The organism is Vibrio sp. 10N.286.48.B8 (assembly GCF_003050085.1).
GTDB lineage: Bacteria > Pseudomonadota > Gammaproteobacteria > Enterobacterales > Vibrionaceae > Vibrio > Vibrio crassostreae.
Genome location: NZ_PIGD01000003.1, coordinates 344,638 through 365,727 on the forward strand (window position 1 = coordinate 344,638; position 21,090 = coordinate 365,727).

22 protein-coding genes and 1 pseudogene are annotated in these 21,090 nt (G+C 44.4%); 15 read left to right on the forward strand and 8 right to left on the reverse strand.

Going from position 1 to position 21,090, the window contains the following annotated elements:
• The first annotated feature begins 10 nt into the window (after window positions 1-10).
• The 6 genes from CWO08_RS06215 (at window position 11) to CWO08_RS06240 (ending at window position 4,442) form a co-directional block, all read left to right on the forward strand.
• The gene (locus CWO08_RS06215; RefSeq protein ID WP_048661561.1) at window positions 11-382 is read left to right on the forward strand and encodes a GntR family transcriptional regulator; all 372 of its coding nucleotides are present in this window, start codon (window positions 11-13) and stop codon (window positions 380-382) included.
• Window positions 379-1,233, forward strand: a complete 855-nt coding sequence (locus CWO08_RS06220) for an ABC transporter ATP-binding protein (RefSeq protein WP_048661560.1) — start codon at window positions 379-381, stop codon at window positions 1,231-1,233. Before CWO08_RS06215 ends, CWO08_RS06220 begins: the two co-directional genes overlap by 4 nt.
• The gene (locus tag CWO08_RS06225) at window positions 1,233-2,090 is read left to right on the forward strand and encodes a hypothetical protein (RefSeq protein ID WP_102431349.1); all 858 of its coding nucleotides are present in this window, start codon (window positions 1,233-1,235) and stop codon (window positions 2,088-2,090) included. Before CWO08_RS06220 ends, CWO08_RS06225 begins: the two co-directional genes overlap by 1 nt.
• 913 nt (window positions 2,091-3,003) lie before the next feature.
• Window positions 3,004-3,291 (forward strand): putative quinol monooxygenase, encoded by a 288-nt coding sequence (locus tag CWO08_RS06230; RefSeq protein WP_048661558.1) that lies wholly within the window; start codon window positions 3,004-3,006, stop codon window positions 3,289-3,291.
• Window positions 3,291-3,845: a nucleotidyltransferase family protein gene (locus CWO08_RS06235; protein WP_102478943.1), complete on the forward strand. Its 555-nt coding sequence runs from the start codon at window positions 3,291-3,293 to the stop codon at window positions 3,843-3,845. The genes CWO08_RS06230 and CWO08_RS06235 overlap by 1 nt, the downstream gene beginning before the upstream one ends.
• 171 nt (window positions 3,846-4,016) lie before the next feature.
• On the forward strand, window positions 4,017-4,442 hold the full coding sequence (locus tag CWO08_RS06240; RefSeq protein ID WP_102478942.1) for a bifunctional diaminohydroxyphosphoribosylaminopyrimidine deaminase/5-amino-6-(5-phosphoribosylamino)uracil reductase RibD: 426 nt from the start codon (window positions 4,017-4,019) through the stop codon (window positions 4,440-4,442).
• Window positions 4,443-4,459: 17 nt separating this feature from the next.
• Here CWO08_RS06240 and CWO08_RS06245 read toward each other — a convergent pair whose 3' ends face one another.
• Window positions 4,460-4,912, reverse strand: coding sequence for an NUDIX pyrophosphatase (locus CWO08_RS06245; RefSeq protein ID WP_102431345.1), 453 nt, complete (start codon window positions 4,910-4,912; stop codon window positions 4,460-4,462).
• Window positions 4,913-5,203: 291 nt separating this feature from the next.
• Here CWO08_RS06245 and CWO08_RS06250 point away from each other — a divergent pair, with 291 nt between their 5' ends.
• From CWO08_RS06250 to CWO08_RS06260, 3 genes are all read left to right on the forward strand, one after another.
• Window positions 5,204-6,916 carry an RluA family pseudouridine synthase gene (locus CWO08_RS06250; RefSeq protein ID WP_102431344.1) on the forward strand — a complete coding sequence of 571 codons (1,713 nt, stop codon included), beginning with the start codon at window positions 5,204-5,206 and terminating at the stop codon, window positions 6,914-6,916.
• Window positions 6,917-7,072: 156 nt separating this feature from the next.
• Window positions 7,073-7,453, forward strand: coding sequence for a hypothetical protein (locus CWO08_RS06255; RefSeq protein WP_102431343.1), 381 nt, complete (start codon window positions 7,073-7,075; stop codon window positions 7,451-7,453).
• 123 nt (window positions 7,454-7,576) lie between these two features.
• Window positions 7,577-8,590, forward strand: a complete 1,014-nt coding sequence (locus CWO08_RS06260) for a serine aminopeptidase domain-containing protein (protein WP_102431342.1) — start codon at window positions 7,577-7,579, stop codon at window positions 8,588-8,590.
• A 19-nt stretch (window positions 8,591-8,609) separates the two neighbouring features.
• On the opposite strand, the gene CWO08_RS06265 is transcribed toward CWO08_RS06260, so the two are convergent.
• Entirely contained in the window at window positions 8,610-9,680 is a 1,071-nt protein-coding gene (locus CWO08_RS06265) for an AraC family transcriptional regulator (RefSeq protein WP_108020112.1), read from the reverse strand.
• 106 nt (window positions 9,681-9,786) lie between these two features.
• Window positions 9,787-10,719, reverse strand: a complete 933-nt coding sequence (locus tag CWO08_RS06270; protein WP_108020122.1) for a GlxA family transcriptional regulator — start codon at window positions 10,717-10,719, stop codon at window positions 9,787-9,789.
• Between the two features lie 88 nt (window positions 10,720-10,807).
• Here CWO08_RS06270 and CWO08_RS06275 point away from each other — a divergent pair, with 88 nt between their 5' ends.
• The gene (locus CWO08_RS06275; RefSeq protein WP_048663280.1) at window positions 10,808-11,368 is read left to right on the forward strand and encodes a cysteine hydrolase family protein; all 561 of its coding nucleotides are present in this window, start codon (window positions 10,808-10,810) and stop codon (window positions 11,366-11,368) included.
• 107 nt (window positions 11,369-11,475) lie between these two features.
• Here the strand turns inward: CWO08_RS06275 and CWO08_RS06280 are convergent, their stop codons facing one another.
• The 3 genes from CWO08_RS06280 to CWO08_RS06290 all read right to left on the reverse strand — a co-directional run bounded on the left by CWO08_RS06280 (window position 11,476) and on the right by CWO08_RS06290 (window position 14,364).
• Window positions 11,476-12,834 (reverse strand): Na+/H+ antiporter NhaC family protein, encoded by a 1,359-nt coding sequence (locus CWO08_RS06280; protein WP_102431340.1) that lies wholly within the window; start codon window positions 12,832-12,834, stop codon window positions 11,476-11,478.
• A 236-nt stretch (window positions 12,835-13,070) separates the two neighbouring features.
• Window positions 13,071-13,853 (reverse strand): 2-keto-4-pentenoate hydratase, encoded by a 783-nt coding sequence (locus CWO08_RS06285; protein ID WP_102431339.1) that lies wholly within the window; start codon window positions 13,851-13,853, stop codon window positions 13,071-13,073.
• Between the two features lie 205 nt (window positions 13,854-14,058).
• Window positions 14,059-14,364, reverse strand: coding sequence for a DUF3861 domain-containing protein (locus CWO08_RS06290; protein ID WP_048661639.1), 306 nt, complete (start codon window positions 14,362-14,364; stop codon window positions 14,059-14,061).
• A 103-nt stretch (window positions 14,365-14,467) separates the two neighbouring features.
• Between CWO08_RS06290 and CWO08_RS06295 the strand changes: the two genes are divergently transcribed.
• Entirely contained in the window at window positions 14,468-14,893 is a 426-nt protein-coding gene (locus CWO08_RS06295; protein ID WP_108020113.1) for a MarR family winged helix-turn-helix transcriptional regulator, read from the forward strand.
• 130 nt (window positions 14,894-15,023) lie between these two features.
• Here CWO08_RS06295 and CWO08_RS06300 read toward each other — a convergent pair whose 3' ends face one another.
• Window positions 15,024-16,808 carry an SgrR family transcriptional regulator gene (locus tag CWO08_RS06300; protein ID WP_108020114.1) on the reverse strand — a complete coding sequence of 595 codons (1,785 nt, stop codon included), beginning with the start codon at window positions 16,806-16,808 and terminating at the stop codon, window positions 15,024-15,026.
• 603 nt (window positions 16,809-17,411) lie between these two features.
• Here CWO08_RS06300 and rimK point away from each other — a divergent pair.
• Together rimK and CWO08_RS06310 are read left to right on the forward strand one after the other, a co-directional pair.
• On the forward strand, window positions 17,412-18,317 hold the full coding sequence (rimK, locus tag CWO08_RS06305; protein WP_019824669.1) for a 30S ribosomal protein S6--L-glutamate ligase: 906 nt from the start codon (window positions 17,412-17,414) through the stop codon (window positions 18,315-18,317).
• A gap of 32 nt (window positions 18,318-18,349) precedes the next feature.
• Window positions 18,350-18,778: a RimK/LysX family protein gene (locus tag CWO08_RS06310; protein WP_048661634.1), complete on the forward strand. Its 429-nt coding sequence runs from the start codon at window positions 18,350-18,352 to the stop codon at window positions 18,776-18,778.
• A gap of 129 nt (window positions 18,779-18,907) precedes the next feature.
• On the opposite strand, the gene CWO08_RS06315 is transcribed toward CWO08_RS06310, so the two are convergent.
• A complete protein-coding gene (locus CWO08_RS06315) occupies window positions 18,908-19,696 on the reverse strand; it encodes an MBL fold metallo-hydrolase (RefSeq protein ID WP_108020115.1) in 789 nt (262 codons plus the stop codon).
• Between the two features lie 418 nt (window positions 19,697-20,114).
• On the opposite strand from CWO08_RS06315, the gene CWO08_RS06320 reads away from it, so the two are divergent.
• Window positions 20,115-20,717, forward strand: a complete 603-nt coding sequence (locus CWO08_RS06320) for a 2OG-Fe(II) oxygenase (RefSeq protein ID WP_108020116.1) — start codon at window positions 20,115-20,117, stop codon at window positions 20,715-20,717.
• A gap of 109 nt (window positions 20,718-20,826) precedes the next feature.
• Window positions 20,827-21,090, forward strand: a pseudogene (locus tag CWO08_RS06325) (IS3 family transposase); the annotation flags it as partial.

Here is a 21,090-nt window from a genome sequence, read left to right on the forward strand (position 1 = left end):
AGTTTTAATTATGACCGAATGGAAAGACGACCAACCGATCTTTAGGCAGCTTGCTACGAAGATCAGTGACCAAATTCTTCAAGGTGTTTGGTTAGAGCAACAAGCATTGCCTTCGGTGCGTGCCGTTGCTGCTGATCTCAAGATCAACCACCTTACTGTCATGAAAAGCTACCAGTTACTGGTGGATGAAGGCTTGGTAGAGAAAAAACGCGGCCAAGGCATGTATGTGGCCGAAGGGGCACTTCAAAAATTGAAAGAGTCTGCACACCAATCATTCATCAATACACAGATCCCAGCCATCGCTGAGACGCTAAGCATCATTGATATGAGTGTCGAAGAACTTGTGAAACAGCTAGCACAACATATAAAGGACAAGTCATGAGTACTTTACTTTCCGTGAAAAACGTAACCAAAACCTATTCAAATCAAGTGGGTGTCGAGAACATCAGCTTTGAGTTAAAGCCGGGGCAAGTGCTTGGCCTTCTAGGCCACAATGGCGCGGGTAAATCAACTCTCATCAAGTCTCTGCTTGGCGGACACAGCTATCAAGGTGAGATTGAGGTTAACGGTTACCACCCTATCCACCAGCATGCAGAACTCATGCTGCACTTGTCGTACATCTCAGACGTTAACGTATTACCCGAGTGGATGACCGTTAAACAACTGCTTCGTTACACCCAAGGTGTCCACCCAAGCTTCAACAAGCAAAAAGCAGAACAGACATTAAGCAGCACCAACATCAAGCTATCTTCCACTATCAAACAGCTTTCTAAAGGAATGAAGGTACAACTTCACCTTGCGATCATCATCGCAACCGATACTCAAGTATTGATCTTAGATGAGCCAACGTTGGGTCTCGATTTGCTGTACCGCGATACTTTTTATCGCCACCTACTAGAGTGGTTCCACGACGGCGAACGCGCCATGATCATTGCAAGCCATGAGGTTTCAGAGATTGAACACTTATTAACGGATGTGCTGATTTTAAAGCAAGGCCATTGTGTGCTGCAAAAGAGCATGGAAGACATCGAGAACGACTATTTCATTATCGAACTTGCAAACAACCATTCAAGCGAGATCCAGAAGCTCAATCCGCTAACCTCACAGCCAGGGCTAGGAACTACTAAGTGGTTATTGGAAGGTCAATACAAAGCGCAGGTTGAGCCGATGGGCACTATCTACAATGTTGGCCTCGCAGATCTATTCCTTGCAACACAAACGGAGAAGGCATAATGCATCCAAGTTTTTATATGCTAGAAAAAGAACTCATCGAGCACAAAATTAATACTCGATTACCTCTATTTGTCGCGTTATGTGGTTTCTTGCTGTTCGTTAGTCTGTTTTTTAATGGCGCTGCGCAGCATGAGTTTTTCTTCGAAATGCAAGTGAACGGTGACGTGAGCGACATCCATAGAGAGTTCGCGCAAGATCTCAACTCGGTGATCTACTTTGGCGCGGGTCTGATTTCACTGATCCTGTCGACACTTTACATCCCTAAAACGCTGCGTAAAGAGCGCCAAGAAGGCAGTTCGATGTTTTGGAGAAGTATGCCAGTATCTAATGCAATGACTCACGGCGTGAAGTTAGGTTTCGGTTTAGTGGTTATTCCGGCTATCTGTGCGTTGCTCGTGCTGTTCGCCGATTTCCTATTCTGGATATTGAACATCTCAAGCGAACAACAATTGGCGCTACTGGTTGAACAGCAATCTCTATTTTATGTGCTGAGTAACTGGGTGGTGTTCTTTGGGCGAATGCTGTTAGTTGCACTGGTTTTATTACCACTGGCAACCGTTACCCTAGCGATTTCGCAGTTGGTAAACTCTCCATTACTTGTCATTTTCATCTCAAGCTATGCGATTAAGTTCCTCTCTGTCGCCGTGTTTGGGTTCTATGGCATCAATGACTTCCTATCTCTCATCGCATCACTGCCAATGAATGTGCTCATAGCAAGTAACCCATTAAGCGCGATTGCAGAAGCGCCTATTTTATCTTTAAGTATTTACGCACTGATTGGTGTTGGCGGTTATCTGCTGAGCCTAAAGCTAAATAGAACGGATGATGTGAGCTTGAAGACGCTGTTCCAACGCTAGAGTCAGACCCTAAGCACGAGCCTTTATCGGGCAGTCACATCAGATATCAAAATCTAAATCAAAGCTTCTGAGAAATCGGGAGCTTTTTTTGATCACGACTTTGCTAATACAGGGATGGGTAACAAGGACAAAGGGATTTAATTGGGAGTAACCGAGTGAAGAAACAAGAGAGTCTAAGAGGAGGTATTAATGAGCTGACATTAAATTGCATTGTTGTTAATGCCTGCCAGCTCTTTAGGGATGATTTCTTTAGTCGCCGACCAGATGAAGGTCCTTAAGAGTGCTAATGAAATCGGTTTGTTGCGTTTTACACTTGATTAAGCTTTTCAGCTTTTAAAGCTTTACGATTTAAAGCTTATTTCTTTGATGCTTCTTTTGACGTGTCTTTCCAGTATTGGATACGAACGCGATGAAGCTGTGCTCTTCTCATTTTTTTCATAAGGGATATTTCCTTTTCTTTAACTGCTCTTCATGAGCTATTTTTATTGCCAACCATTCGAATCTAACGGTGTTTGATGCCCAGATCAATGATACAAATCACAAAATATATAGAGTTTTGAGTACCATTTACATCAAAGTATGACCTAGATATCAACTATGGCTCAATTCAATCCTATGAGCCGCTGTGCAAAATTAAGGTTAGTTCTCTCAGGTGACAAATTCATTTCAGTATCAATACAGTTCAATGATACTAATTTAATAGACCGGACCAACGCGAATTTAGTTCCAGTGTCTTATCTTTTATTAATCATACCGCCCTGAAAGTTACAGCGTAACCAAGCCTACATTCAATGTGAACAAATAATCGCCACATTAGCCTATACGTCACAACATCAAAATGGGATTATGTTTGTAACGGATAGAGCTTTTGATAGAAAAAAACCGTAGTGAATAAAATTAAATGGACGTAATTATGAGTAAAGTAATTCTGCAAGGGCATATTCTAGTGCCAGACAACGACCTAGAAGCCGTCACACAAGCCTTGGTTGCGCACAAAGAACTGACACTGGAAGAAGCTGGTTGTATCGTGTTTCGAGTCAGTCAAAGCACCCTTCAACCTAATCGCTTTGAAGTGTATGAAGAATTCACTAGCCAAGAAGCATTCGAAGCGCATCAACAGCGAGTAAAAGCCTCGGAATGGGGTGAAATCTCCCAGAACGTGACGCGTCATTACCAAGTCACCGATGTTCCGACATCATAATGATACATCCGCTAGCCAACCACATCGTCACATTGTTCAAACAAGATCCCTTGCGAATGCAGGTTTTAGACTGTGTATCTCAGTTGGATTTGCCGCAGTGTTATGTCGCTGCGGGCTTTGTGAGAAACCTCGTTTGGGATCACCTACATGGTTATACCTCCCCGACCCCACTCAATGATATTGATGTGATCTACTTTGATCCCATTGATACCTCCTACGAGTCGGATCTTAGATACGAGGCTCTGCTTAAACAACGGTTACCCGAACTGAATTGGCAAGTTCGCAATCAAGCCTGCATGCACATCAGAAATGGGGATGAACCTTACCAAGGCTCATTGGATGCGATGAGTTACTGGCCAGAGAAAGAAACCGCAGTCGCCATAAAACAGAGCCTCACTGGGGATATCGAGTGTAATTCGGCGTTTGGCTTAGAGAGCTTGTTTGATTTAAAAGTCACACCCAACCCAAAGCGTAACCGAGATATCTTTGATCAAAGAGTGCAATCCAAAGGTTGGCTAACCCAGTGGCCTAAGTTAACGATTAGTCACCGTTAACTAGCTTTCAAATTCAAGCGCTAAAACCATTGACTAAAAGTCCAATCAGATCGACCATGCCCCACTTGTTAGCTGACTAACTTAGTAGCTTAGTAAGTCAGTCACTAATCAACTCATCAACCGCGCGTGGCAACTAACTGCTGCGCTATCTCGTCATATTGAGTAACGACCATGAACCAACAATACATGCTGCAAGCACTCGAAGCTTCGCGCCAAGCCTTACCTGATTGCCAACCAAACCCACCAGTAGGCTGCGTTTTGGTGAAGAACGATAAGGTGGTGTCTGTTGGGTACACTCAAAAAGTCGGCGGAAACCACGCCGAGGTTGAAGCACTGAATAGCTATGATGGAATAATGGAAGGGGTTACCGCTTACGTGACATTAGAGCCATGTTCATTTGTCGGCAGAACACCCGCTTGCGCCAATACATTGGTTAAAGCCGGTGTAAAACACGTAATAGTGGCGATGCTAGACCCAGATCCTCGTAATAATGGTCGTGGTGTTGCGATCCTTGAATCACACGGCGTGAAGGTGGATGTGGGGTTATGCCAAACACAAGTGAGCGCTTTTTTAACCCCTTACCTTGGTAAGTCCTAGATCTTAAACAGCCAGTATTAATTCAATTTTACTCGGTAAAGCGGATTGACTGGTTTGTCGACAAAATACGACCAGATATGATTGTAGACCGCATGTTGGTTAGGGAATGGCGCTAATGCTTTTGCCTCTTCTAGATTGCACCAACGGTACTCGGTATGCTCGTCATTCAGTTCAATCGCTTGGTTGGGCGGGCATAGCACTGCAAACACAGGGATTAGTTGAATCACATTCACGTGCGCCTCGTAAAACTGCTCTAGAAACTGCGCGTTATACAAAGCTTCTACTTCAATTTGGGTCTCTTCTTCAAACTCACGCACGATAGCCTGCCAGCCTGTTTCACCCGCTTCAATCGAACCTGCGACATGGCACCAAAACTCGCCCTTCACACGCTTCATTAGTAGCATTTTCATTTGTCCGTCGATCTCTGAAATAGCGACACCGGAGACAATGGAAGTATTGAGTGGAATCATAACGTTACCTTAGTTTTCATAAGAGGGCGGCAAGGCTAACACCCTTCGTTTGTTAAATTGTCTTCTATGATTAAAAACGAGAAGTTACTCATCAATTAATGGCGTTCAAGCCATAACTCATGAGTTCAGTGTTAACCGTCTCGCTTGGCTATCCAATAATAGAACCATTTCTTATTTGAGGCGCTTTTCGATAAAGAGTAGAATCGCCGCCTTGTACTGTGTTTAACGTCTCTAAACATACACAGTAGACTCACAACCATTTATCACCACGATATAAGTATTAATACGACTATGCACTCATCAAAACCAACGCACGACTCAGAAAACAGCCACACACCTGAGCATTGCTTCACTCGTTTTCAACAGCCGATCGAGTCATATTCGTTGCCTGAGCGTTTCACATTCCCGTTCTACTACGAACCACACCCACTGTGTGAAATCGCATCTCATCAGCTTCAACAGCATCTAGAAACACAAACCGACTGGCAACACGACTTCGGGCTGGATTCTGATGAAGGTCGCGGCAAAATGTTTGGTGTGTTGCTGGTTAAAAGCCCTGAAGGTGAGCTTGGTTACTTTTCTGCTTTCTCCGGAAAAATCGCAGACCAGAACCTATTGCCCCACTTTGTGCCACCAGTATTTGACATGCTAAGCAGCGACAGTTTTTTCCATCAAGATACTGCCGACATGATGGCTGTGAATGCAAAATTCAAAGCACTACAAGCTAACGCAGAATACCTTGAGTTGTGCGAGCAACTGGCGCAGAAAAAAACGCAAGCTGAGCAAGAAATTGAAGCTCAACGTCTATTGATTATTGAAGGCCGAAAAACGCGTAAAGAACAACGTGAACAAGGTAAAGAAAACCTTGATGAGCAAGCCTTCGAGCAATTGAACAATGAGTTAAACAAGGCCAGTGTTGCCGACAAGAACCAGCAGAAGTACCTAAAACTCAACTGGGAACAGACCCTGCAAGTATTGCAGGCTAAAGTTGATGTTTTCACAACTCAACTGGCTGAGCTAAAAGAGCAAAGAGCACACATTTCTCATCAGCTTCAACACAAGCTGTTTTCACAATACGCTTTCCAAAATGCGGAAGGAAACGTTGAAGACCTTAACCAGATCTTTGAAAACACGCCAAACAAGATACCACCAGCAGGCTCTGGCGAATGCGCTGCGCCTAAATTACTGCAATACGCGTACTTAAATGGTTACACACCATTGGCATTGGCTGAATTTTGGTGGGGTCGTTCACCGAAATCGGAAATCCGAAAGCACAAGAAATACTACGCCTCTTGCCAAAGTAAGTGTGTACCGATTTTAGGCCATATGATGAAAGGTCTAGAAGTCGATCCAAACCCATTGCTAGAGAACCCTGCTGAAGGCAAAGAGCTGGATATTCTGTTCCAAGATGAGCACATCGTTGTAATACACAAGCCGGCAGGTTTTCTATCCGTGCCGGGTAAAACCATCAAAGATTCCGCCTACACACGCGTTCAAGAAATGCATCCCGACGTTGAAGGACCATTTGTTATTCACCGCTTAGACATGGCAACCTCGGGTATTCTAATTTTCGCTCTCACACGACGTGCGAACAAGAGCTTGCAGAAGCAGTTCATTACTCGTGAAGTCGAGAAGCGATACGTGGCAATGATTGAAGGCGTTCTAGCAGAAGATGAAGGCTATGTTCGACTGCCATTGCGTGGTGATTTGTATGACCGCCCTCGTCAGATTGTCTGCTTCGAACACGGCAAGCCTGCAGAAACCAAATGGGAAGTGATTGAGCGAAACGAGCAAACCACTAAGGTCTACCTGCACCCTAAAACAGGGCGTACACACCAGTTGCGTGTTCACTGTTCACATGAAGAAGGCCTTAACATGCCTATCGTCGGTGATGGCCTATATGGCAATAAAGCCGACCGATTGCACTTACACGCGGAAAGACTTGCGCTGCACCACCCGGTGACCAAAGAGTGGATGGAGTTTCAGTTCGACGCCGAATTCTAAAATATCTCATGAATAACGAGTCTTAATGAAAGGAGCCACAACGCTTGTGGCTCCTACCTCTTTTGGGTATATATCCGCGCTCATTGCACTACATCAAGATTCACTTTGTTGTGAAGAGTAGCATGCCCACCTTCTTCTCTCCTTGAGGCCTTTGATATGTCATCAGCTGCTTTGAACTTACAACCTAACAAACTGACTTCCCCATTAATTGCGACTCAAGCACCAAGCTTGAAGCCACTTACACCCAAAAAGCCAGACTTGAACTCGGCAATGCTTAACTTAATTGAAGAAGTTAAAAACGAGCTCCCACTTTACGAATCGGAGACGTTTATCTGTGGCCCAAAAGGTAACTGCTCTGGTTGCTCTAAGAAACTACTAGAGATGGTCGACAGTGAGTTAATGTACTGGGAACATAGTATTTCAATTGGCCAAGGGCCAAATTTCGAAGAACTGCGCCGCTTTGGCAAGCTATGCAGCAGCGTAAGACGTGGTTTAGAAAGAAACGGCCTAGTAGAAAAACGCCTTAGAGGCAGGTAACCAGGCTAGGCCGCTAGGTTCGGTACTCAAACACGATTTAGGGCGTCCTCGATCGTGTTTGAGGTCTCGTGATACCTAGCCTTAGCGCATATTAACTCCACTTACCCAATTGGAGTTAAAACCATGAAATACACACATTTACTGTTCACATCCCTACTTTTCCTTTGCAGTTCAGCCATCGCTTCCGGCGTCGGATTCACTCAAGTCACCGTAAATGACGATCCTAATCGCCCGCTAAATACTGCCATTTGGTATCCCACAAGAGATACATCAGGCGTAGCCTTAATTGGCGATAACCCCGTCTTCATCGGCACACAAGTCATCAAATATGCAAACATTCAACCTGGCACTTTTCCAGTAATACTGCTGTCGCACGGCTACCGAGGAAACTGGCGCAATCAAAACTGGCTGGCGACCAAACTAGCGAGTCAAGGTTATATCGTAGCGGCCACTGACCATCCGGGAACCACCTCTTTCGACCACTCCCCAAAGCAAGCAGCAAAATGGTGGGAAAGACCACGAGATGTATCACGTATTCTGGACTACTTGTTATCCGAAGCCCCGTGGAAGCAGTCTGCTAGCGCCGACAATGTTAGCGCAATCGGGCATTCATTAGGTGGTTGGACGGTGATGCAACTGGCGGGAGCGAAAATGGATAGACCAACCTTTGAGGCGAATTGTCTCAACTACCCTAACCCACGAACTTGTGGGCTTGCTAAAGAGCTAGGGCTAGACAAAGTCCAAGATGAAGAGCCTGACCCAAAAGACCTTTCAGATCCTCGGATTCAACGTGTCGTTAGCCTTGACCTGGGGCTTGCTCGCAGCTTTTCAGCCAATAGCTTAAAAGGCATCAATGTACCAGCCTTGATACTGGCGGCCGGGATAGATATAGGAGATCTCCCCCAGGCATCGGAGTCTGGCTATATTGCTGAGCACATGCCACTGAACTCAAGACGCTACAAAGTCTATGAGAAAGCCACCCATTTCAGCTTCATTCAAAGCTGTAAACCCGGTGCTATAGCCATGCTGAATGAAGAAGTGCCAGGAGATGGCATTATTTGTAAAGATGGCATTGGTACATCACGCGACCAGCTACATCAATTGATCTTAAATGACATCATTAGCTTTCTGAATTGATAAACGGAAGCAAACACACTCAATCTAACACTTGTGGCGAACTTCGATACTCACTCGGAGTTTGCCCAGTTATCCTTGAAAACTCGCGATTGAAATTGGACTTGGTCTGAAAGCCGGAACTAAAGAAGATGTCAGTTATCGCTTCATCACTTTGCATCAGGAGAGTCTTAGCGTGCTCAATCCGATAGGCGTTAATCACCTTCGAAATGTTCTCTTGGTGAGTTTGATTAACCGCAGACGATATCTTGCGAGCAGGAATGCCTAGCTTTCGTGCCAAGCGATTGAGAGACAGATCAGGATCTTTAAATAATTGATGACCCCTCATTAATGCATCGAACTTAGCCATGATCTGCGCGGTTTCTTCAGCTTGGTCGTCATCTAAGCTGCTCGCTAGTGTGGTCGATGTATCGACCTCTTCTGGAGAGCGTTGTGACATAGAAGGTAAAGCCTGCACTTGCTTGGTTTTTTCTTCGGCAGGCGTGCTAATACTGACCACCATCACAGCGGACACAATGGCTGGAATAAGGACAAGGTAGCTAATCGATAAGATCAGATTGGTGTGCTGCGCATTCAACAGCAAGATATCGTAAGAGAGCACACTGTCGACCAAAGCGGAGAATAGTAGCATTACACCTGCAACCCGTTCAGCAACCAACACTTTCGAGATATCGGTTAGCCGCACTTGTTCCGGCACTCGCAGCGACGACTTCAGCAGCAAGACACCATAACCGAGATAGAGCAAGATCAGCAATACATCAAGAGTTCCCGCCCAGAGATGCACATAAAAAAGTGAGCCAACTAAAACAGCAATCGGACCTAGCCAATGCAAATGTGTACTGGATTGGCTTCGATGAGCTCCCGAGAAACAGAGCCAAGCCGCCACAGGAACACAGGCACCGAGAATGGGTTGTAAGAAGCGAAACAACTCAATATCAAACGTCCATCGCAGGCCTACTACCGTAACCATTAACGCGCACAGAATGATAAACCAAAATGGCTTTTGACTGGTTTGTGGGTAACGGCATCGAAGCAGCACACCTGTCATCAATAACAACAGCGCTGCGACAAATGGTAAAGGAATGGCAAGCATCAATAGTCCGTTTGAGTTCGAGAAAATATCACTCCGCTTCAAGCACTTCATTAGCGAAGTAACTGAGCGAACCAGTGATAGATATTGAATATCAATCTATGGTAAATCATTCCTCAGAGAGAAATCTAGAACGAAATCTTGATGGTGTTAAGCCAACGATTTTCATGAAGACTTTTCGAAAGCTGTTTACGTCCTCATAGCCAACTAGGTAGCTGATCTGCTCAACCGATTTATGGGAGCTTTCCAATAACTCACATGCACTTTGAACGCGCACATGTTGGATATAATTGATCGGCGTATAGCTGGTCGCTTTGGTAAATTGACGAATAAAGGTTCTTCGCGTCATAAACGCTTCTTCAGCCAATTGATCAAGAGACAACGAAAGGTGATGGTTCCTTTGAATAAAACGCTGCACCGATACAATCTTGTCATTGCCGTGAGCATAGTTTGGCACAAAGCTCTGATAGTAGCGTTGTTCTCTCAACCCCGTATCAAGCACGAGGTATTTACCTAGATTACGAGTATTGGTCGGCGTTGTGTATTTGGTTAGGATAAACAGAGCCAAATCCATCCACGACATCAAACCACCAGCGGTCATCACATCCGCATCATCAATCAAGATTTTGTCGATATCGACTGCGATCTGTGGGTAAAGCTCCGTAAACTTCTGCTGTGCTTGCCAGTGCGTGGTCACGGTTCGCCCTTCTAACAAACCTGTTTTTGCCAAAATGAACACGCCTGCGCAAGCTGAGCAAAGTATCGCTCCCCTTTGGTGAGACTCAATCAGGTATTCAAGCAAGGTGTCATTCGGCTCTAGATAGTAACAACCATCTAAATTCGGTGGGAGTATGATGACATCGGCGTTTGATACGCTAACACTGTCATACGCTTGGATCTGAACGTTGAATTGAATCTTCTCAGCCGAAGGTTCAAGAGAATTTGCCATCTGCAGAAACTCTTTCACGCCAAACACAGCGCTCTGCAGAGAGCCTGGGTAATCGATAATTTCAACCTTTACTGATTTTGTCACTATTGCCATATAGTCTGTCATTTTTGACGTTCATAAAAAACACAGAGTAGTCATAATAGCCCCACACCACAAGAAATTAACAACAAAGGTATCGATTATGAGCAATACTGCACTACTACTTATTGATTTCCAAAACGACTACTTCCCTTCATACGAAGGTGCGAAATGGGCACTCTCTGAAACAGAAAAATCGGCAGAAAAAGGCGCGCAATTACTCAAGACATTCCGCAATAAAAAACTGCCAATCGTTCATGTGCGCCATGAGTTTCCAACCAACGAAGCACCCTTCTTCTTACCAAATTCTGATGGTGCTCAAATCCATAACAGCGTGGCTCCTCTAGAAGGTGAACCTGTTATCGTAAAGCATCAAATAAATAGCTTTAGAGATACTAAACTGAACAAGGTACTAAAAGATCAAGGCATTAAGAAACTGATCATCGTTGGCGCAATGAGCCACATGTGTATTGATGCTGTGACTCGTGCAGCAACCGATTTTGGCTATGAATGCCACGTAGCACATGATGCTTGTACTACGTTAGATATGGAATTCAACGGTGTTGAGGTTCCAGCTGCGCATGTCCATGCAGCTTTCATGGCTGCGCTTGGCTTTGGTTACTGCAATGTCGCAACGGCCAGTGAGCTTGAAAGTCTTCTTTAACAAGGAAGCCTAGATTTTTTAGTCTGTTCATTACAAACACAAAAAAAGGCTCCTATTAAGGAGCCTTCTTATTAGAGCCTGTGATAGCTCAGTTTGGTCAATTATTACTAAGCTTGAGCCACTTGGCGCGCCGGGTGTTTAATAAACACAGCCACTACAGCCACGATAGCCAGTGCAAAACAGTAGTACGAGTTAGAAACAATCTCTAGCGGAGATAGGTTGAACACAGAACCTAATAGCAATACCTGAGCACCATAAGGCAACACACCTTGAATCACACAAGAGAAGATATCCAACAAACTTGCCGAACGACGCGGAGACACGTTGTTCTCTTCCGCCAGTTGGCGAGCCACACTACCAGATACAATGATCGCTACGGTGTTATTTGCAGTACACATGTTAACCATTGATACCAAGCCAGCAATACCTAGCTCACTCGCACGGCCATTTGCTTGCTTAGAGTGTGAAGAACCAAACGCACGAATCAAACCGCTCACTAGGTTAGTCAGAAACGCTAATCCACCTTGGCGACGCATCAGCTCACTCAAACCACCAATCAACATCGACAGTAAGAAGATCTCTTGCATGTTGCCAAAGCCTGCGTAGATGTCTTGAGCGTAATCCGTCAAGCCGTAGTTCTCAACAGAGCCTAAACTCACACCACCCGCCAGCAAGATACCGATCGTCAACACAACGAATACGTTCATGCCTGATACCGCAAGAATTAGGATAGTGATGTACGGCAGGACTTTCAGCCATTCAATTGGGCCTGTTTCAGGAACTTGAGTTGCCGTGCTGTTGAAAGCAAAGATAACAATCGCGATAAGTGCAGCAGGAAGTGCAATGCGGATGTTCTCTTTAAACTTGTCTCTCATCTCACAGCCTTGCGAGCGTGTCGCGGCAATCGTGGTATCAGAGATGATTGAAAGGTTGTCACCAAACATAGCGCCACTTAGCACCACACCAGCGGTTAGAGGAATGCTCATGCCAGCTGAGTCAGCAATGCCTAGTGCCACAGGGGCAACCGCAGCGATAGTACCCATAGATGTGCCCATTGCGGTCGCAATGAAAGCAGAAATAAGAAAGATACCCGGTAGGATCATGCTCGTCGGGATCGCCGACAAACCAAGGTTGACCGTTGCATCAACACCACCAGAAGCTTTAGCCACGGCCGCAAAAGCACCCGCCAGTAGGTAGATCATACACATTGCGATAATGTCTTTGTGACCTACTCCACTTAAGAACTGTTCGATAGCACGGTTCAATTTATCTTTGCTTAGCAACAACGCCAGCATCACTGCAGGCAAAGCCGCAATCGGAGCTGGAAGCTGATAGAAAGCAAAATCGACGCCTTGCAGTGACAAGTACGTACCTACGCCAATAAACAGCGCAAGGAACACGATCAGAGGGATAAGCGCAACTGCCGAAGGGGCAATTACCGCATTAGAATTTTTCGAATTGGACATGGAACGACAACGCTATAGAACAGGAAGGAGAGCAGACTAATGTCACACTTAGAACTTGTCAACGTCTAGACGTCTAAACGCCCAATTTAATGCAAAGTAATAAGAACCTTATTGAGCATCACATAATAGAAAAGGCTATTTACTCACCAGTAAATAGCCCTTCGAGAATAAATTGCCAATACGCAAAGCAGAGTTCTAGAGAGCTGCTTTCTTAATGAATAGAGCTTATAAATAGCTTAGCGCTTTTGTGTGAAAGTCACGTGGTACTCTCCGATACCATCATAAGCAACGGTTGTTAGCTCGTCGAAGTCAAGCTCAACCACACCACAGTAAGACCCTGTAATAATCGCCTCGCCCGCTTCAAAACTGATTCCACGCTTGGTCATCGTATCGATCAACCAGTAGACAGGGTTTTGAGCTAATGCGTTAGGGTGAGTGCCAGAAAATGCCTGAACTTTTCCAGCTTGGGTTATAGCCACTTCGACCTTAGCAGCAGTAAACGCTTTATCTTTCTCTATTTCAGGACCAAGAAACAGGCCTTGGTTTGCCAAGCAATCGGCTAAAACTTCGTAAAACTCCGCACCAATTCCATCGGCAAAGCGAGATTGAATTAACTCAAGTGCCATATGGCAAGAGCCAATTGCATCATTGATTTGTGCTTCACTGTAACCATTTAAGTTCGCAGGCAAAGGCTTAGTCAGTACAAAAGCGATTTCTGGTTCTACTCGGGCTACCTCTTTGCCTAGCACTGAGCTTGTGTCTGCGAACAATTCACAAACTTCACCTTGCTGTACGTTGTCAGTGAAAATAGGCGCTACGATAAATTTATTTTCTGCAAGAGGTAACAGACACTTCCAGCCCCCCACTCTATCTGCACGAATTTCAATCATTGATTCTTGAATGGCTAACGCATCATCTAAACTGGTTGGGCGATATTGTTCGATTAATCTTGGCGCTTTAGTTCCCGCGGTGCGACGGCTTAATAACTCTTTAGCCGCCTGCTCAAATACACTTGTCATAATATACCGTTTAAATTTAGAACGATTGGAAATAGGTTTAGGTAATTGCATCACTCATACGATGGTTTCACCGTAAAGTGTTCAAAGGCTTATTGTCACATGTACCGCAAGTAAACACATACCGCTAAGTCAATATATCAAAAGAAAAGCCAGCACCTGATGATCGGTTGACTGGCTTGTTGAATGTGTCATTGTTGAAGAAACGCTACTCGCCTTTTAACGTCTTCTTAAGATTTTGCATGAAATTTCTGAAGTGAGGCATGAAATCAATAAACAGAGGGTGTTTTCTATCTTGCATCATCAACGGTCCCAGTAAGCGAATACTTACACCTAGTCTCGTTGCGGATTGCTCATCTAGGCCACTGTCCTGCTTGATCTTCTCTACAATCGCGAACATGTTTTCTCTGTCTTCAATTTCAAACTGCATGGTTTGCAGTTCACGATCTTCCTTGATGTTCACTTCTTCGATAGTGATACGGTAGTGATTGTGTTTGCCTGTGATTGTTTGCATCGTCATTACTGTCTCCTAACTTGAATTTACGAACAATTAAGTTGACAATATCAACCATAAATACAATAGTTGACAGTGTCAACTATATTTCTAAGGATCGTTTATGTCTGATAACACATCGTTAGAGTCTATCTTTCGTTTAGTACACTCTTTGAAACGTCAAATGAGTGAACAGATTGAGAGCTTGGATTCTGAGATCGCACCCATGAACATTCGTGTCATGAAGATCATTACTAAGAAATCTCCATGTACGGCTATCGATATCGCGCACTACTTAAACCGCGATAAAGCGCAGGTCACGAGATTAGTTAATGCACTGATCAATCAAGAGCTTGTGAAGAAGTCTCCAAATCCAGAAGACAAGCGCAGCCAGTTATTGATTCTGACCAATAAGGGTCAAGAGGTCATGAGTAAAGTTTCGGATATAGATCGAGACATGCTGAAGAGAATGACCAGAGGCATGGCTGAAGATGAGTTAGAGCAATTCAGAAAAATTGCAAAAAAAATGGCGCAAAACTTAGAGAACTGATTTTCAAAATAAAACGAAAAAGCGCCATCGAATCAAATACTCGGTGGCGTTTTTTGTAGAATTTGGTTTTACCTACATATCAGTATGCCAAAATCGACTTTGAAAACGCTTTATCCTACTCGTTAAGAAATTAATCAGCAGACCATACATTCTTGAAGTCGGGCCATCCCCAGTTGGTGATGGCGACGTTTTTCAGAATCCCTTGGAAACGAACGGTCTGCAAGTGATGGAACATAGGCACTAACCAATAATCTGAGATCAGAGTAGACGCGATAGGTTCTAGCTCTGCCAAGTAATTAGGCAGTTCAACGGATGCTTTATGACTATCCAAGCGCTGTTTAAGCCAGTCGCTGTTCATCTCTCCTAAAGCAGAGTGCAAAACAGGATCGTTCATCATCCACGAAAATAGCGAAGACGGGGCATTATCATCGAGATTCAGGTTACACAGCACCAGATCCTCCTTTAACTCGCCACTCTGGGAGAGCAGCGCCAGTTCGCGAAAGCTGTAGGTATTGACCTCAACTTCCACGCCATATCGTTTGAGTATGTCGGATACGCAAATCGCACATCGGTACAACGCATAATAGTCATAAACCGCAATGCTCATTCTTTTCGGAAGTTGAGCCTCTTTCGAAGGCGTTCGATACAATTTCTGCCAACTTGGCAGTATGTTTTGAGCTAAAGAGACGCTAAACAAACCCTTGTTATGTTCCAACTGAGACAAAATCGCTTGTGGGTTGGTCAGTTCTGAAAGGTATTTGCGCTGCTCATTATTTAGTGGGCTAGCCGCTGAGTTCTGATTAAATAGGATAAACAGGCATCCATCCTCGACTCGGCTACGAAGGCCGTCTGTATCTGCAGAAACGAGTTCTACGTCACTTTTCCCTAACTGGTGAAAACAAGACGAATCTTCATAAGGCGATACGTGCATTTGGCTATCATCGAAACGAGCAGTGCCCGTCATTGATTCCTCAAACTGCCAAATGGTCACTTCATCGGTTAACGAGCGACAACCATAATAGTGCTCAAATGCGGCGAGTTTGATGCGTTCATTATTGGTTTCGACCACTTTGAATGGGCCAGTGCCTACTACCGTGTGAGGCACAGAGCTTAATGGTGACGGCTCACGGGTCACTTGCGCTGCGGGTTGAATTGAATACTTAACGCCAGCCAACAAGCCTGCGAAGCCGGTGTCAGCTTTAGTGAGTTGGAAGCTGATCCTTAACGGCTGCTCACTGTAAACCGAAGCAACATGAGCTAACTCTGTTTGATAGAAAGGTAAGGTTTGCAAGGCTGAAAACAGCGAGACTAACTGTTTAGCATCAACAGGTTGGCCATCGTGGAAGGTTAGTCCTGGGCGCAAATAGAAAGTCCAAACTAACTTCTCAGCATCATATTCCCAATGGTGCGCTAGCTCAGGCTTCAACTCGCCCTTACCATTACAAGTGACGAGGCAACTGAATACTTGTCTGATCAAAAATCGTTCGCTGCTGCGGTGAATATGGTGTGGAAACAGGTCTTCAAACTTACGTTTATAGGTTAATTGAACGTGCAGCAGCCCTTCGCGCATCGTCGCACCGGATGTTTCTTGGAGAAGAGAGCCAAACACTGCGCGGTCATTATCCAAAATAGAGAGCGCTTTTTCGTACTTGCCCTGCTCTATCAGCTTGCTGGCAACATGTTGAGTCAGTTGTTGATTGCTAAAGCGCAATGTCAGGTTAGAACGTTGATTCCTGCCGACTTTTGGCTCCCACACCACCCATTCAGCCTGATGCATCTTGCCGAGTAAGGTTCGTGCATGGCGCAAACTGGTAAACAGCTTGTCTGCCACCTCAGTCAAAGTCACCGAATGTGAGATGTTTGGCTCGAACGAATCCAGCCGAGTGTAGTAACGCATCATGTTTAGATCAGACAAATAATGAACCTTTTAGAAATAACCCTTCCTCATAAAGCCGATTATACAACACATTTGCCTTTGAGTGACGGTAAAAGTCAAAAACAGGAACAACCCATTAAAAATCCATCTGTTTATTACTTCCTATTAAACAACCATAATTAATGGGTCAGCAGGGAATGTTGAGTTCCCACCACAGCCTAATACAAGAGAAGTAATCATCATGAGAAAATACTATCTTAATAAGTTAAAAAGCACCTGTAGCAAGCTCGAAAGAGAAGCACTACGAACACTTATAGAGCTATGTAACTGGCGTTATTAGTACACTTTTTAGCACCGAGTTAACGCGAGTTGAGCACAACCTAATATGCTCCTACCCCCAATATGAGTTAGGTCTCAACTCGCTTTTCCATTCCAAATCCCCTCTCAACCCAGTTGTACCAATCACTCACACATTCGATAAATTTCTGTTGTCGACTCGACAAATTTAATTCGTTTTCTTAGTTAAGCAAAAAGCCTTAAGGTTCGCCCCGAAGCAAGCAAGGAGCCTCAGAAAAAACTGAAAGCTCAGCTAACAACTAATTTATTTGCAGTTACCAATCAGGTATTAACTAAGGAAACGCCATGCGTATCGCAATTCTTTCTCGCAACGAAAATCTATACTCTACTTCTCGCTTAAAAGCGGCTGGAGAAGCACGTGGTCACCAGGTCGATGTTATCGACACGCTGCACTGTGATATAGATATCGCGAGTAACAATCCGAAGATTCGCTACATGGGTGAAGAGCTACCTCAATACGATGCTGTTATTCCACGTATTGGCGCTTCCATTACCTTTTACGGAACTGCGGTTGTTCGCCAATTCGAAATGATGGGCACTTTTTGTATCAATGAGTCAGTAGCAATCAGTCGTTCTCGCGACAAACTGCGCTCACTACAACTGTTGTCTCGTAAAGGTATTGGCTTACCAAAAACAGGTTTCGCTAGCCGCCCAGACAAGATTCAAGACTTGATCAAAAACGTAGGTGGCGCGCCACTGGTTATCAAGCTTCTTGAAGGCACTCAAGGGATCGGCGTTGTACTAGCAGAAACAAACAAAGCAGCAGAAAGCGTTATCGAAGCATTCATGGGCCTAAAAGCGAACATCTTGGTTCAAGAGTTCATTGAAGAAGCAAATGGCGCAGACATCCGTTGTTTTGTTGTTGGCAACAAAGTAATTGCAGCGATGAAGCGTCAAGCTGGTGAGGGTGAATTCCGCTCTAACCTGCACCGTGGCGGTACAGCTCAACTGGTTAAACTAACCAAAGAAGAGCGCGCTACAGCAATCAATGCTGCGAAAATCATGGGTTTAAACCTATGTGGTGTAGATATTCTACAATCTAAGAATGGCCCTGTTGTAATGGAAGTGAACTCTTCTCCTGGCCTAGAAGGTATCGAGAAAGCGACAGGTAAAGATGTAGCAGACATGATTTTCGAATTCATCGAGAAAAATGCAAAACCAAACGCTAACCGTACTCGTGGCAAAGGCTGATTTAACACCGTTAATTCATGATTGGAAATGATATGAACAATAAAATGATCATAGGGAATACTGAAGCACTTTGCTTACCAGAGTTAGGGATAACTGGACTACATACACGTGTTGATACAGGGGCTAAAACCTCTTCTCTACACGTAGACAATCTACTATGTGTAAAAACAGACGGTGAGAACTTCGTGGAATTCGATCTTCATCCAGATGTGTACCACCTAGAAGAGACTGTGCGCTGCAAAGCGAAGCTGAAAACAAGTAAGAAAATCAAATCATCTAACGGTGAAGTTGAACACCGTTGTGTGATTGAAACCATGCTAAAAATGGGTGGTCAGGAATGGCCTATCGATATCACGCTAAGCAACCGTCAAGATATGACTTATATGATGTTGCTTGGTCGTCAAGGCATGAGTGACAAAGTGATTGTTGATCCAGCAGGTGAATTCCTGCTGACTCACTAATCCGAGTCATCGTAACCGCTCCACAGGTTATAGCTAAAGTTAGTCACAACGATATAAGGCCAGTCTCATGACTGGCCTTATTGCGTTCTATTCTTTAATTTCGAGTTGCCGATCTTACTTTGAGCTTATCTATTTCTTAGATTTACCATGAGATTGAAAACCAAATCGCCAAATCGATAACAACAATTTCTTGGTTTTAACTTTTGTCACTCGCCAATGTGTAACAGGCCTTCTTGGCGCACTCATTAACAGATGTTCAAAAGCTTTCTGACTAAAATCGACTTGACCACCATGCGCCACCAGCAAGGTATCAAGCTGCATCTCATAGATACGAGATACTGACGCTCGGTACTTGTTAGGATGAAAGATAGGGAAAGGCGGAATCAGTTTCTTTTTCACTTCCACCATTAGGTCTGCCACATAGGCAACGCTGTGAGATGGGCAATAAACCGAAAGATCTCGATCAGTGTGCCCCGGCGTTTCTAGAACCAACCAGTCATCAAAACCCGGAATGCTCTCACCATCTGATAACTTGTAGTCCGGCTTCAACTTTCTTGAATACCACAGATTTGCTTTAGGCTTACCCAATCGGTTCGCCATCCAACGTGCCAATGCCAGATCGGTCAAATGCATCAATATACCATCGATGCCGTGGTACCAGTCTTTGTCTCGATCTGCTGCCACCAAATTACAATTCGTGAGCTTTCTGAGCTTGTGCGCTGCCCCTGCGTGGTCTGGATGCATGTGCGTAACCACAACCGTATGTAGATCAGCAAAATCACGCATAAGCCCTGTTTCGATGAAAGCCTTCAAATGCGGGATGTCGGCTCGACACGCACCATCAAGCAAGAGCAACCTGTCAGGGTACTCTACGAGATACATGTCTTGGATATAGCCTTTGATGGTATGAAGTTGCAAATCCACTCCTTGTGATAAAACAACTGGTCAGACCTATACAATAGCAAACCCACCATCAATTGTGATCATTTTGTTAAAAGCAACAATCTAAAACCGGATAGAGAACTCGAATCAAGATTTCCATTGGTATCCACTCAATTACTCAAATCCAACGTTACTCAAAACCAATGTTACTCAAAACCAATTTAACTCAAAACCAATTTAACTCAGAATAATGAGGGCACATTCCAAAGATGACCATCAATTTAATCCGATATTTTCAGCATTATTGAATGCCTGCATTGCCGTAAACCTTGCTCTATAAGCCATACAACTCAAGCATTCAGCACCATTTATCGTGACGACAAAATACGCGATTTGTTGACCTAAGTTATTAGGACTATATATGCGCTTCTAATTTATTGTCTGAGTGCTATACATGAACCAATTAATCGATGCTCTTTCTACCCAAGGTTACTTTGTTTGGGATGACTTCTTAACGCATGAAGAAGTAGTGGCATTGAGGGATTGCATTCCAGAGAACTGGAAAAAGGCTAGGATTGGCCGTAACGATGAAGTAACGCGAGAGTCGACCATTCGTAGTGACAAGATTCAATGGGTGCGCCGCGACATGGGCGAGCCAGCTTCTCTGTTCCTAGACAAAATGGAGCAAATTCGTTTAGCAGCAAACCAAGCGTTCTTTTTGGGTCTGTTCGAGTACGAAGCGCACTTTGCTAAATACGAAAAAGGCGACTTTTACCAAAAGCACTTAGACTGCTTCAAAGGCAATGAAAACCGCCGCCTGACTACCGTGTTCTATATGAATGATGAGTGGACAGAAGAAGATGCCGGTGAACTTGTGGTTTACGATCTAAAAGACAATCACATCGCTACCATTCCACCAAAGTCAGGCCGCTTATTCGTGTTCTTGTCTGAACAGTTCCCACATGAGGTACTGCCGACAAACACAGAGCGATTCAGTATTGCAGGTTGGTTCCGCATTAACGGCGTGAAAGACAACCAACTCGATATCGCACACTAGAACTGAGCTGATTTTTACAAGCTCTAGCTTATTCAAAGCCTCTCCTTCGAGAGGCTTTTTTATTGAACATGTCTCGTCCTGAAATGTGTTTACACATTGAGGACGAATTATGACTACTTCAAATAATACCTACGTTAAGCGCACTCAGCGTGATTACACACTAGGCTTTAAATTACAGGTCGTCGCCGCTGTAGAAAGAGGCGATATGACATATAAACAAGCCCAAACCATTTATGGTATTCAAGGCCGTTCAACCGTTTTAACCTGGCTTCGAAAGCACGGTAAGATGAATTGGGCGCAAAATCCAAGGATGAATGTCATGAGCCAATCACCTAAGCCTAAAGAGTCGCCTGCACAGAAAATAAAACGTCTT